11 protein-coding genes and 1 riboswitch are annotated in these 12,625 nt (G+C 62.5%); of the genes, 2 read left to right on the forward strand and 9 right to left on the reverse strand.

The features are described from left to right. The first annotated feature begins 93 nt into the window (after positions 1-93). Positions 94-1,254: a M48 family metallopeptidase gene (locus AB8A23_RS00940; protein ID WP_439057148.1), complete on the forward strand. Its 1,161-nt coding sequence runs from the start codon at positions 94-96 to the stop codon at positions 1,252-1,254. 5 nt (positions 1,255-1,259) lie between these two features. Here the strand turns inward: AB8A23_RS00940 and AB8A23_RS00945 are convergent, their stop codons facing one another. The 8 genes from AB8A23_RS00945 to AB8A23_RS00980 form a co-directional block, all read right to left on the reverse strand. Continuing rightward, on the reverse strand, positions 1,260-1,892 hold the full coding sequence (locus AB8A23_RS00945) for a hypothetical protein (protein WP_089262445.1): 633 nt from the start codon (positions 1,890-1,892) through the stop codon (positions 1,260-1,262). Between the two features lie 111 nt (positions 1,893-2,003). After that, complete coding sequence (acuI, locus tag AB8A23_RS00950) at positions 2,004-2,990, reverse strand: acrylyl-CoA reductase (NADPH) (RefSeq protein ID WP_184513440.1); 987 nt, start codon at positions 2,988-2,990, stop codon at positions 2,004-2,006. A gap of 137 nt (positions 2,991-3,127) precedes the next feature. After that, entirely contained in the window at positions 3,128-3,637 is a 510-nt protein-coding gene (locus AB8A23_RS00955; RefSeq protein ID WP_439057147.1) for a 6,7-dimethyl-8-ribityllumazine synthase, read from the reverse strand. Positions 3,638-3,717: 80 nt separating this feature from the next. Beyond that, positions 3,718-3,870: riboswitch (FMN riboswitch) on the reverse strand. Positions 3,871-3,935: 65 nt separating this feature from the next. After that, the gene (locus AB8A23_RS00960) at positions 3,936-5,189 is read right to left on the reverse strand and encodes an MFS transporter (RefSeq protein ID WP_089262451.1); all 1,254 of its coding nucleotides are present in this window, start codon (positions 5,187-5,189) and stop codon (positions 3,936-3,938) included. Between the two features lie 266 nt (positions 5,190-5,455). After that, the gene (locus AB8A23_RS00965) at positions 5,456-6,898 is read right to left on the reverse strand and encodes a cell wall hydrolase (protein ID WP_439057146.1); all 1,443 of its coding nucleotides are present in this window, start codon (positions 6,896-6,898) and stop codon (positions 5,456-5,458) included. 161 nt (positions 6,899-7,059) lie between these two features. Beyond that, on the reverse strand, positions 7,060-7,233 hold the full coding sequence (locus tag AB8A23_RS00970) for a hypothetical protein (RefSeq protein WP_165826769.1): 174 nt from the start codon (positions 7,231-7,233) through the stop codon (positions 7,060-7,062). A gap of 28 nt (positions 7,234-7,261) precedes the next feature. Then, positions 7,262-10,234: a pyruvate, phosphate dikinase gene (gene ppdK / locus AB8A23_RS00975; RefSeq protein ID WP_170849757.1), complete on the reverse strand. Its 2,973-nt coding sequence runs from the start codon at positions 10,232-10,234 to the stop codon at positions 7,262-7,264. A 118-nt stretch (positions 10,235-10,352) separates the two neighbouring features. After that, positions 10,353-10,511, reverse strand: a complete 159-nt coding sequence (locus AB8A23_RS00980; protein ID WP_089262456.1) for a DUF3096 domain-containing protein — start codon at positions 10,509-10,511, stop codon at positions 10,353-10,355. A gap of 247 nt (positions 10,512-10,758) precedes the next feature. Here AB8A23_RS00980 and AB8A23_RS00985 point away from each other — a divergent pair, with 247 nt between their 5' ends. Beyond that, positions 10,759-11,124 carry a DUF1236 domain-containing protein gene (locus tag AB8A23_RS00985; protein WP_439057145.1) on the forward strand — a complete coding sequence of 122 codons (366 nt, stop codon included), beginning with the start codon at positions 10,759-10,761 and terminating at the stop codon, positions 11,122-11,124. A 265-nt stretch (positions 11,125-11,389) separates the two neighbouring features. Here AB8A23_RS00985 and AB8A23_RS00990 read toward each other — a convergent pair whose 3' ends face one another. Then, positions 11,390-12,487: a hypothetical protein gene (locus tag AB8A23_RS00990; protein ID WP_439057144.1), complete on the reverse strand. Its 1,098-nt coding sequence runs from the start codon at positions 12,485-12,487 to the stop codon at positions 11,390-11,392. Positions 12,488-12,625 lie beyond the last annotated feature (138 nt).

A 12,625-nucleotide genomic window follows, 5' to 3' on the forward strand; every position in this document is an offset into this window, starting at 1 on the left:
GAAGCAATCCAGAAAGCTACAAGCGAAGACTGGATTGCTTCGTCGCAAGAGCTCCTCGCAATGACGGCTGATAGTGAATCCTAGGACTGCATCATGGCCGCCTATGGTCTCTATACGCATATCGCCTCGAACAAGACGCGTTCGATGCTGCTGCTCGCAGGGCTGTTCCTGCTGATCTACGTCATGGTGTTCGCCGGCGCCCTGATCGGCGAGGTGGCCGTTAACAGCAACGGCTCGGTCGCCTATTACATCAATGCTGCAACACGCGACCTGATCAAGGCGCTTCCCTTCGCCACCATCGGCGCGGTGCTATGGATCGTCATCGCCTATTTCGGTCATCAAAAGATGATCGACAGCATCACCGGCAGCGAAAGCGTGACGCGGCAGGAGCAGCCGCGACTCTATAACCTCCTTGAAAACCTCTGCATCTCGCGCGGCATTCCGATGCCGAAGCTGAAGGTGATGGACTCTGATGCGCTGAACGCCTTCGCCACCGGCCTGAACCCCAGGCAGTATTCTGTCACGGTCACGACGGGCCTCCTGCGCGCGCTCAACGATGACGAGATGGAAGCAGTGCTCGGCCACGAGCTGACGCATATCCGCAACGGCGACGTGCAACTGATGGTGGTCGCCGTCATCATCGCCGGCGTGGTCGGCTTTGCGGCTGAACTGTTCTTCCGGATATTCATCAATTCCGGCTTCCGCTTCGGCGGCAGCTCTTCGCGCTCGTCGTCGTCCTCGAGCGACAACAACAAAGGCTCCGGCGGCGGCGCTGTCATCGTGATCATCATCGCCGTGGCACTGATCGCGCTGGCCTGGGCGCTGTCGCTGGTGGTGCGCTTCGCGCTGTCGCGCTCGCGCGAACTGCTGGCCGATGCGGGTTCGGTGGAGCTGACCAAGAATCCCGATGCCATGATCTCGGCGCTGCGCAAGATCGAGAACCGCGGCGAGCTACCCGGCGCGACATCGGCCGTGATGGAGATGTGTATCGACAATCCCCGCGAGGGTTTTGCCGACCTGTTCGCGACGCATCCGTCAGTGGATTCGCGGGTGGCTGCACTGGTGAAATTCGCCGGCGGTCACGATCCCGGCCGGATGGCACTGCCGTCCGATACGGATGCGCCCGGAGAGGCCGACGACACGTCGCCGCTGCCACCGCGCTCCGGCCCATGGAGCGACGGCAAATCGCCTGCAGCCAGCGCGCAGGAGCCGCTACAGGGCCCGCTCAAAGGACCCTGGGGTCGCCATGCCTAGCTTGCTTAGTTGGTGGATTTGCGCAGCTCGAGCGCTTCGGTCTTTTCCGGCTCCGGCGTCTTCGCAATTTCCTTCGCCGGCTCGGACTTGATCGATCCGACGGCGTCGATCTTGCTGCTCTCGACGCGCGGGGTCGAGACGCGGGTCACGGTGTTGTCGGCGCCAGCGGAAGCATCGGCCGAACGGGTGGTGGACGGCGCGCGCAGCGAGCGCGGGGCCGACAGCGAGCGGGCCATCAGCATCTGGCCGCGGCCGCCCTGGTGGCGGAAATCGCAATAAGCGAAGCCCATGCCGGAGACCGAGCCACGGAACGAGCGCTCGTCATTCTTGTTGAGATTGAAACACGGCTCGAACGGGATGCCCTTGATCGAGGCGCAAATGGCCTCGCCGCGGACCTGCAGCGTGTTGCCCGGAAGGCGCATATTGCGCGCCGGACCGGAGCCCGAGAACTGCACAGCGCCCGCCGCACCGCCATCGTCGAACACGCGGCCTGCGCCGCGGGTGCCGTCGAAACAGGTAAAGGCAAAGACCTTGCCGGCAACAAACTTGCGGGCCTCTTCGGCCGTCATCGACCCAGCCAGCGCGGGGGTCGCCACCGTGGCGGCAAGCACCGCTCCCAACACATAACGCGCAACCATAGGATACTCCGAACAACCGAGCGCGGATGACCGCCTGATGTCTTTACCCGCTGCTTACCATACCAACCGTGGCAACAATGGAGCAGGTTGGTTGGTAAAGTCTGAACGTCGTTAGCCGATCTTTACCACGATTCGCCCGCGCACCTGCCCGGCCAGCACCTTGGCGCCGGCCTCGATCACCTGGTCCAGCGGAATTTCCTGAGTAATTTCAGCGAGTTTTGTGTGATCCAGATCCGTTGCCAGCCGTGCCCAAGCCTGCTGCCGCAGCTCGATCGGGCACATGACAGAATCGATGCCGAGAAGACACACGCCGCGTAAAATGAAGGGTGCAACCGAAGATGGCAGGTCCATGCCGGCTGCGAGACCGCAGGCGGCGATAGCGCCGCGATACTTGGTCATCGACAGGAGATTCGCCAGGGTGGTCGAACCGACGCTGTCGATGCCGCCCGCCCAGCGCTCCTTGGCCAGCGGTTTGGCCGGGCCTGAGAGCTCGTTGCGGTCGATGATCTCGCTGGCGCCGAGGCCCTTGAGATAACCCTCCTCCGAGGTCCGGCCGGTCGAGGCAATGACCTGGTAGCCGAGCTTCGACAGCACGGCGATCGCCACCGAGCCGACGCCGCCAGCGGCCCCCGTCACGACGATCGGCCCATCGGCCGGCTTCAGCCCGTGATTCTCCAGCGCCAGCACGCTGAGCATTGCGGTGTAACCGGCCGTGCCGACCGCCATGGCGTCGCGAGTGGTCATGCCGTCCGGCAGCCGCACCAGCCAGTCGCCTTTCACGCGGGTCTTTTCGGCATAGGCGCCGAGATGGGTCTCGCCCATGCCCCAGCCATTGCCGATCACCTTGTCGCCGGGCTTCCAGTTCGGATTCTCCGAGGATTCCACCGTGCCTGCGAAATCGATGCCGGCGATCATCGGAAAGCGGCGTACCACCGGCGCCTTGCCGGTGACGGCGAGGCCGTCCTTGTAATTCACGGTGGACCATTCGACCCGCACGGTGACGTCGCCGTCCATCAATTCGGATTCGTCGAACTGCGTCAGCGCAACCGTGGTGCCTTTGTCAGCCTTGTCGATGCGGACAGCCTTGAACGTTCCCAACACGCGTCTCCCGAATTTTGCTTATGATTTCTGCTGCCGAATTATGCCGTGCCGTGGCGGGAAACGCCACCCGCACCAGCCGGTCAGGAGCCTTGCAGCCCTGCCCGGCCGTACGGCATAACGCGGTGTTGCGGCGATCAGGCGGCCAGTTGCCGGGTCGCCGCGATATTGGCGATGGTCGCTGCACAGGCCGTCGCCGCCTCGGTGCCCTTCACGACGAAATGCTCGCGGAAGAAGCGCAGGTGCTCGGCGTGCTCGTGGAAATGCTGCGGCGTCAGCACGGCCGAGATCACAGGCACCTCGCTGTCGAGCTGCACCCGCATCAACCCGTTGATCACCGCCTCAGAGACGAATTCATGGCGATAGATGCCACCGTCCACGATGAGCCCGGTGGCGACGATCGCGACATAGCGCCCGGTGCGCGCCAGCAATTTGGCCTGCAACGGAATTTCGAAGGCGCCGGGCACCTCGAAGACATCGATTTGACTGTCAGGCACACCATGCCGTGCAAGTTCGGCGACAAAACCGACACGGCATTGATCGACGATATCCTTGTGCCAGCACGACTGGATGAAGGCGATCCGCCCGGTCGATGGTGCAAGATTTACGGAAGTGGAAGTTTTGAAGTTCATCACAGGCTGATTCATGGATGCTCTCGCGGTTTGAGACCAGAATCAGGACGTACGGTCACACGCCGAGCATCCACCGAAGCGGAGTCCCTGCGCATACCCGTTCTCTTTCATCCGGACTATGACCGTCGGCTCCGGCATCGCACCGGATCTGCTGACCCTGACGGTATGACCCGTCAGGCGCTCGCGGGCTCCCGAGCTTGCGCCCGATTACCGCCGGTGGGGATTTTCACCCCGCCCTGAGAACGAAGGCCGCCCCGATTGGGACGGCCAAGATCAATTTTTATCGCGGGAGATCAGCGAGTCAACAACAGGCTCATGCCGGCTGTGCAATCGGACGCTTCACCGGCTCTTCCACGATCGGCAGATTGATCAGCGCCGACAACACGCCGAACAGCACCGACAGCCACCAAACCGGCGTGTAGGAGCCGAACTTGTCGAACACGACACCGCCCAGCCAGGCGCCAAGGAAGCCGCCGACCTGATGGCTGAAGAAGGCAAAGCCGTACAGCGTGGCCAGCCAGCGCGTGCCGAACATCAGCGACACCAGACTTGATGTTGGCGGTACGGTGGAGAGCCAGGCAAGCCCGCTAATGGCGCCGAACACGAGCGCCGAGGTGGTGGTCAGCGGCAGCATGATGAAGGCTACCGTCGCCAGCGCGCGGGTGAAATAGATGAAGGACAGGATATAGCGCTTCGGCAGCTTGCCCTGCACATAGCCGACCGTCAGCGAGCCGATGATGTTGAACAGGCCGATGATGGCGATCACCCAGCCGCCCACAGCCGCCGGCAAGCCGCGATCGACCAGATAGGCCGGCAGATGCATGGTGATGAAAGCGAGCTGGAAGCCGCACGTGAAGAAGCCGAGCACCAGCAGCACATAGGAGCGATGGCCGAAGGCTTCCGTGAGTGCGCTCTTGAACGACTGCTTCTGCGCCACCGGCGCGTCGGCGGACGCGGCACTCGCGGTCGGAGTCGCCAAGGCAAGCGACAACGGGATCACCAGCAACATCAGCACCGCGAACACGGTGAGCGTCGCCTGCCAGCCGGTGTTGTCGATCATCGCCACGGTGAAGGGCGCAAAGATGAACTGGCCGAACGAGCCTGCGGCGGTGCCGGCGCCGAGCGCGATGCCTCGCCATTCCGGCGGCACCAGTTTGCCGAAGGCGGACAGCACCAGATTGAACGAGCAACCCGACAGGCCAAAACCGATCAGCAGTCCAGCGCTGATATTCAGCTCGAGCGGTGTCGAGGAATAGCGCATCATCAGCAAGCCAGCCGCATAGAGGAAGGCGCCGACGCAGATCACGCGTACGCTGCCGAACTTGTCGGCAACGGCGCCGGCGAAAGGCTGGCCGATGCCCCAGAGCAGGTTTTGCACGGCGAAGGCGAGCGCGAAAACGTCACGGCCCCAGCCGAACTCCTGGCTGAAGGGCTGCATGAAGAAGCCGACGCTGGAGCGCGGCCCGAAGGTGAGCATGCCGATCAGCGATCCGCAGATGATGATCACCAGCGGCGTACGCCAGCCAAAACCAGATGCCGGGCGCGTCGCGCCGTCAATTGCCGCCATGTCGTTTCCCCGGATCAAATTCGGATTGAAAATTCAGCCGGCCCAAGAGCGCAGGCCCGGTCCGGATTGGACGGGAGATTAATGCATTCGCATGGAAATCCCAATGGCGTTGATGGGGATTTCAGAGGATGCATTGCTGGGATGCAGGGCCACGCAGACATCGTCCCGGCCCAGGGTCGGCATAACATTCTGCGAAATCCGGAATGGAAAGAGCGATGCCGGGCATGGCATCGCTCTTGGCAGGCTCGGAGGTAAAGTCGTGGCTGCTACGGCTTGATTTCGGAGAGCTTGGCGGAGATTTCCGCCGTCTGCGCCGCCGTGCCCCAGCTTGGTGCTTCGCTGCCGTCGCCCCAGTTACGTGGGCGATAGAAGGAATGCACGCCGGTCTTGTACATCTTCTTCATCTCGCGGACCCAGGACGGGTGCACCCAATAGGCATGGTAATGTGTGGACTTCGCGACTTCCGGCAGCCAGATCCGGCCGTCGAGCGTCGCCTTCGCGATCTTGCGGGCGCGTTCCCACATGTCGGGCTCTTTCACGACATCCGGAATGCCGTCGCAGGCGAAGGTGAACTGGCAGGCCAGGCGGCGATGCTTGTTCTGATAGACGACGCCGCAGACGGTTGTCGGATAGAAGCCGGAGAACACGCGGTTCATCACCACCTGCGCCACCGCCATCTGGCCGCGCACCGCCTCGCCGCGGGCCTCGAAATAGATGGCTTCCGTCAGACACTTTTCCTGCTTGCCGCGGGTCTGCTCGGTAAGGCCCATACGTTCGGCCGGCGTCTTCGCACGCTGATTGGCGCTGTTGACCTCGCCCTTGCCGGCAACGCTTTCGCCGCCGTCGGTCGGGTTGATCGCCGCATTCGGCACCACCGCCGTAGCCTTCATGTCCGGGTCCAGGCTTGAGCCCGGCATGGCAATGCCTGGCACGGCTGTGCCTGGCATTACGATGGTCGGCTCTTCGCCAGGCTGCCAGCGTTCCATTGTCTCGACCGATGCGCCAAGCGACGAGCTACCGAAAAACAGGCTCGCGGTCTTCACAGAGAAGCCGTCCTTGGCCGGCGCCGGCTCGACGGGGATCACCGCTGCATCGGTCTTGGCGTCCTCGGTGGGCTGCACGGGCTGCGACGTGTCGTATTGAGCGAGCGGCGGGGCACGCAGCGCTTCATCGAGTTCGGGATCGAGGGGCGCATGCTGCGCAGATGGCAGTGCATCGACGGTCTTCGCGCCCATCACCGATCTGTTGTCGTCGAATGAATCCTGTCTGGCTGGCTCATCAGGCACCACGGTCTCCGGCGCGCGGATGGCCAGGCGATCGCCCTTCAGCGAGCGATCCACTTTTGGAAAATCTGCAGCTTCATAGCGGCGGGGCGGCTGCGCCAGCGGATTGCGGGTCAGTGCACCGGTGATGTCAGTCAGCGCTCCGCTGGCGGCGATGCCGGAATTGTCGAGGCTGGCGAGTTGCAAGGTCGGATTGCGCGAGGCCGTGCCCATCGGGCGGCCGAACGAGAATGTCGCAACCTGGATGGAGGAGACGGCGGGCGCGAACACGCGCTTCTGCCAGCGTTCGGTCACGCCCGGCTGGCGAGCCAGCAGCGAGGCGATGTCCTGATAGCCAGATTCTGTCGGGGCCAATGCGAAAACGCAGAGACCGAAGCCGAAGAACGCGCCACGCGCGCCCTTCGGCCGGTTACGCAGTACTAACATCGATACGCTCACGCAACGCTTACACCAGCATCGCCCTGCACGGCACTAATCTGCACATCCGTACATTTCGATCTATTTCGTTAGTACGGAATCAAAGTTGCCGCGGAGTTAATCGGCGATGCAACGACGCCACACGCAAGCTGTACGAGCGCAGCGCAAAATCATTCGAAAGCCTTGGTAAACCGCGGCTCCACAAAAGTAGTAAACATCGCGTTGACAAAGATGATGAAGAGAAATTCGCGGATGCGTGAAAATGTTTGCGAGTTCCATTCCGACGCACGAACAAACACGGCATGAGGCACGCAATAAAAATGGCCGGGGAACTCCCCGGCCATTTTTCAGATCATGAAATCAGCGAAGCACTTACGCCTGGCTGGAAATTTCCTTGCCGAGCGCAGCCTGTGCGGCAGCGAGACGCGCGATCGGCACGCGATAGGGCGAGCACGACACGTAGTCGAGGCCGATCTCATGGCAGAAGGCTACCGATGCCGGATCACCGCCGTGCTCACCGCAGATACCAACCTTGATATCAGGGCGAGTCTTGCGGCCACGCGCGACGCCAATCTTCACCAGCTCGCCGACGCCGCTGCGGTCGACCGTGATGAACGGATCGACGGGCAGAATGCCCTTGGCGATATAAGTACCGAGGAAGCTCGCGGCGTCGTCACGGCTGATGCCGAAGGTCGTCTGCGTCAGATCGTTGGTACCGAACGAGAAGAACTCGGCGGTCTCGGCAATCTCGCCGGCCAGCAGACAGGCACGCGGCAGTTCGATCATGGTACCGACCGAATAGTTCAGCTTGCCGCCGGTCTCCTTCATCACCGACACCGCAGTGGCATCGATGCGCGCCTTGATGAGATCGAACTCCATCTTGGTGACGATCAGCGGCACCATGACTTCGAGGCCGACCTGTTCGCCAGTGCGCTTGCCTGCTTCGATCGCGGCTTCGAACAGCGCGCGCGCCTGCATCTCAGCGATTTCCGGATAGGCTATCGCAATGCGTACGCCGCGGAAGCCGAGCATCGGATTGAACTCGGCGAGATCACGCGCACGGTCCGCAAGCTTGCGCGGATCGGTGCCCATGACACGCGCCACTTCCTCGACTTCGCCCTGGGTGTGCGGCAGGAATTCGTGCAGCGGCGGATCGAGCAGACGGATCGTGACGGGCAGGCCCTTCATGATCTCGAACAGTTCGACGAAGTCGGCGCGCTGCATCGGCAGCAGCTTGGCGAGCGCGGCGCGGCGGGCCTGCTCGTCTTCGGCGAGGATCATCTCGCGCACGGTGCGGATGCGGGTCTCTTCGAAGAACATGTGCTCGGTACGGCACAGACCGATGCCTTCCGCGCCATACTTGATCGCGGTGCGCGCATCTTCCGGCGTGTCGCCATTGACGCGGACCTTGAGCTTGCGGACCTTGTCGGCCCAGCCCATCAGCGTTGCGAATTCGCCCGACAATTCCGGCTCGATCATCGGCATGCGGCCGGACAGCACATGGCCAACCGAACCGTCGATGGTGATGACGTCGCCCGCCTTGAACACGCGGCCACCGATGCTCATGGTGCCGCGGCCGTAGTCGACGCGGACGGTGCCGCAGCCGGAGACGCAGGGCTTGCCCATGCCGCGCGCGACCACCGCCGCATGCGAGGTCATGCCGCCGCGGGTGGTAAGAATGCCTTCGGCAGCGTGCATGCCGTGAATGTCTTCCGGCGAGGTTTCGACGCGAACAAGAATAACCTTCTTGCCGTCGGCCTGCAGCTTGGCGGCTTCGTCCGACGAGAACACGATCTCGCCCGATGCGGCGCCCGGCGATGCCGGAAGGCCGGTGGCGATGACGTCGCGATTGGCTGATGGATCGATGGTCGGATGCAGGAGCTGATCCAGCGACGCCGGATCGATGCGCGATACCGCATCCTTCTGCGAGATCACGCCTTCATTGGCGAGTTCGACCGCGATGCGGATCGACGCCTTGGCAGTACGCTTGCCATTGCGGGTCTGCAGCATCCAGAGCCGGCCCTGCTCGACCGTGAACTCCATGTCCTGCATGTCGCGGTAGTGCTTCTCGAGCTGGGTGTAGATGCGCGTCAATTCCTTGAACGCCTCCGGCATCGCCGCTTCCATCGACGCCTTGTCCGAACCGCTCTCGATCCGTGCGTCTTCGGTGATGTCCTGCGGCGTGCGGATGCCCGCCACCACGTCTTCACCCTGCGCGTTGATCAGGAATTCGCCATACAGCTTGCTCTCGCCGGTCGACGGGTTGCGCGTGAACGCAACGCCGGTGGCCGAGGTCTCGCCCATATTGCCGAACACCATGGCCTGCACGCTGACGGCGGTGCCCCACGACTCCGGGATATCGTGCAGGCGGCGATAGGTCACCGCGCGGGTATTCATCCAGGATGAGAACACGGCGCCGACGGCGCCCCAGAGCTGCTCGTGCGGATCCTGCGGGAAGTCCTTCCCCGTTTCGCGCGCGACGGCTTCCTTGTACTGGCCGACAAGCTTGACCCAGTCGTCACCATCGAGATCGGTGTCGAGCGTGTAGCCCTTGTTGTCCTTGTAGGTGTCGAGAATGTCTTCGAAGTGATGATGCTCGAAGCCAAGCACCACGTCGGAATACATGGTGATGAAGCGGCGATAGCTGTCATAGGCGAAACGCTTGTCGCCCGACAGTTCGGCCAGCGCTTCCACCGTGGTGTCGTTGAGACCGAGATTGAGGACCGTGTCCATCATGCCCGGCATCGAGGCGCGGGCGCCGGAGCGCACCGAAACCAGCAGCGGGTTTTTCTCGTCGCCAAAGCCCTTGCCGGTGATCTTGCCGACAGCCTCGAGCGCCTTCTCCACCTGCGACTGCAATTCCTTCGGATAGGATTTGCCGTTCGCGTAGAAATAGGTGCAGACCGAGGTCGGTATCGTGAAGCCGGGAGGCACCGGCAGGCCCAGATTGGCCATTTCGGCGAGGTTCGCGCCCTTGCCGCCGAGCAGGTCGCGCAGGCCGGCCTTGCCCTCGGCCTTGCCGCCGCCGAACGAATAAACCCACTTGCCGGCCTTGATGACGTCAGTCACCGGCTTGCTGGTGGCCTTCTTGACGGCCTTGGTCGCCGAAGTCTTGGCTGTAGAAGATTTGGCCACAACCGCCTTCTTGGATGCGGGAGCCTTTGCAACAGGCTTCGGAGCAACCTTTGCTTTCACAGCCGTTTTGGCCTTCGCCGCGGATTTTGCTGCAGGTTTTGCAGCTGACTTCTTAAGCGCCTTGCGGGCCACCGAAGCTACTTTGGGCGCAGCCTTGGACAACTTTGACTTCGCAGGGGCTTTCTTGGACTTCGAGGCGGTTTTGGCCATGGTTCTCAATCAATCCGCGAGAGGAAACGACAGGGAAATGTGCCGCGTTACACCACGTTTCAGGGACGTGGCGCAAGCAGCCCGGAGGTACCGCTGTAGGTAACGGCCGTGTCGAAATTTAGCCGATTTTCAACATCCTGAAGACGCCGAGTCCGGCCAGTCCGACGAAGATCAGATAGATCGCCACCACCAGATTGAGAAACCGCGGCATGATCAAAATCAGAACGCCAGCGATAAGCGCGACAATCGGCTGGATGTGAGCTGCCGTGATGACCATGAAGTGTCTCCGTGAGGGAATCGATTCGGGTGCGATGCGCCGCGGGGATTTAGCAGCATAAAGACGCCCTGCCCATCAATGGGTTCCCGCATACCTGCCTGCAGTGCATCAAAAACCAGCAATTGCGCGTGGAAAATTCCGGAACGATCGCTGGCGGCATGCATTGGCGGACGGTGAATAAATCGAACCAGGCTGGATGGCACAGACCGGCGCGGCAAGCCGGACATCGTTCACGAAGGAGACGATCATGCGAAACAAACTTATTGCGGCAGCGGCCCTTGTCGGTGCGCTCGGCACTCCGCTGGCCGTGCAGGCTCAGGGCGTCACCGTCGGTGTATCGGGCGGCGATCGCGTCATCGTCGACAACAACGATCCCGATGGCATCACCGTGCAGGAGCGACCGGCATTCCGTGAATATGTGGTGCGCGAACGCGTGCCGACCTTCACCGTGCCCGATCGCATCGTCGTCGGCACCACGCTGCCGGAAGCCGGCGTGACCTATTACGACGTGCCGCAGACGGTTGCGACGACGCCGTATCGCTACACGGTGGTGAATGGTCAGACGGTGCTGGTGGAGCCGCGCTCGCGCCGCATCGTGCAGGTCGTCGACTAGCACGTCACGTTGAAAGAAGATTCGTTCGGGCGCCGCGAATGGCGACCGGGCGAAGAAGCCCCGCCCCGGTCATCCCCCACCGGGCGGGGCTTTTTTGTTTGCGCATGACGCCACAAGCTCCGCCTCATGGTGAGGAGCGCGACTTCGCGCGTCTCGAACCATGAATGGGTGAGCGCCGGTGTTTGCAGCCATCCTTCGAGACGCGGCGAAGATGCTGCTCCTCAGGATGAGGACGGAGTATTGCAGCACCTTCCTGTATCGACGCTTATCCGCTCTTCAGCAGCGACAGAATGTGGTTGGTCGACTTGTAGCTCGCCACTGCATTGTCGCGGAAACTCGGCGTCCAGTTGGAGGCGGTCCGCTCCTCATCGCTCATCGCCGAATAGGTGTTGAGAATGCCGAGGCTGAACTGGCTGGGATCGCCGCTTTTCTGGCTTGCCTGCAACGCCTCGAGAATACTGGTGCGATTTCGTGAATCGAGCACCTGCTTGGCCGCGAAGCTCTCTTCCTTCGAGAACAGACCATCCTGATTGAGCGAGATCGCCGAGAGCGAACGATTGTCGACGGCGGAGAAATCCGCGAGCTGGCCGGTCTTGCGGCGGCTGTCATAAACGAGTTCGCCCTTGCCCGCCTCTTTCGCCGCCTTGGCCTGCGCATCCAGCGCCGCACGCACGCTCTTCGCAACGGTGGCGATGTCCTGCACGGGCGTCGTTGTATCGGGCTGCGCGAGATAGGCTGCGACCGGATCGTTGGCGATGCCTGATGGCGCCTTGGTCGGTGTCTGCTCGGTCGCCTGAATGCCCTTCAGCACGGCCTCGCGCTGCGCGGACCAGGCCGCCGAGGCTTTCTCTTCGCTGCCCGCGGCATCGAGATAATCCAGCGCCGCCTTGTAGATGCCGCTGAAATCGCCGGTGAGCTTGGCCGTGCCTGCAGCAGGCGCCAGCGCTGCGTTGAAACGATTGCCCAGTTCGGCTTGGGCGACCTTCTGCTCGTCGGCGGTGAAGGTGCCGCCATTGTTGGTGGCCATGGCGTAGAGCGAACGGCGATCCAGCGTCGAGAGATCGATGGTCAGCTTGCCGTCCTTGTCCAGCGGCCCCGTCGCTTTTGCGGCCACATATTGGGCCGCCAGCTTCGCCCTGAGATCCGTGACGACGGTCGCGATATCCTTGTCGGAGCCGGAGCTCGCAAGCTTCGCCCGCGCCGCCTCCGACAGCGTCAGATTGGTCGCCGCATCGGAGGACGACGATGCGCTCTCATTGCTGTTGAGCGCATTGGCCAGCGACGGCTGGGCGGTGGCGGCGGCCCGCGCATAGGCGGAGCCGTAATTGGCATAGGGATTGAGGCCGGTATTGACCGAGGTCATGGGCGATCCTTGGGCAGTCCTGCCCGCGCTGGGAAGCGACGGTTAAGAAACCGTTACGGAACCGGACCATTTCAAGGGATGGTTAATGTAAGGTAAATGTTTCGGGAGATTGCTGGAAATATCGTGCGGACTGCGCGT

Origin of the sequence: Tardiphaga sp. 619_E2_N8_4 (assembly GCF_051810905.1) — a bacterium.
Classification (GTDB): Bacteria; Pseudomonadota; Alphaproteobacteria; order Rhizobiales; family Xanthobacteraceae; genus Tardiphaga; species Tardiphaga robiniae.

Excerpts from the sequence above, each read along its gene's own strand:
- AB8A23_RS00960 (WP_089262451.1), bottom strand. The coding sequence starts at position 5,189 with ATGGCGGCAATTGACGGCGCGACGCGCCCGGCATCTGGTTTTGGCTGG.
- AB8A23_RS00990 (WP_439057144.1), bottom strand. The coding sequence starts at position 12,487 with ATGACCTCGGTCAATACCGGCCTCAATCCCTATGCCAATTACGGCTCC.
- AB8A23_RS00970 (WP_165826769.1), bottom strand. The coding sequence starts at position 7,233 with ATGGCCGGGGAGTTCCCCGGCCATTTTTATTGCGTGCCTCATGCCGTG.
- AB8A23_RS00940 (WP_439057148.1), top strand. The coding sequence starts at position 94 with ATGGCCGCCTATGGTCTCTATACGCATATCGCCTCGAACAAGACGCGT.
- ppdK (WP_170849757.1), bottom strand. The coding sequence starts at position 10,234 with ATGGCCAAAACCGCCTCGAAGTCCAAGAAAGCCCCTGCGAAGTCAAAG.
- AB8A23_RS00980 (WP_089262456.1), bottom strand. The coding sequence starts at position 10,511 with ATGGTCATCACGGCAGCTCACATCCAGCCGATTGTCGCGCTTATCGCT.
- AB8A23_RS00965 (WP_439057146.1), bottom strand. The coding sequence starts at position 6,898 with ATGTTAGTACTGCGTAACCGGCCGAAGGGCGCGCGTGGCGCGTTCTTC.
- AB8A23_RS00985 (WP_439057145.1), top strand. The coding sequence starts at position 10,759 with ATGCGAAACAAACTTATTGCGGCAGCGGCCCTTGTCGGTGCGCTCGGC.
- AB8A23_RS00955 (WP_439057147.1), bottom strand. The coding sequence starts at position 3,637 with ATGAATCAGCCTGTGATGAACTTCAAAACTTCCACTTCCGTAAATCTT.
- AB8A23_RS00945 (WP_089262445.1), bottom strand. The coding sequence starts at position 1,892 with ATGGTTGCGCGTTATGTGTTGGGAGCGGTGCTTGCCGCCACGGTGGCG.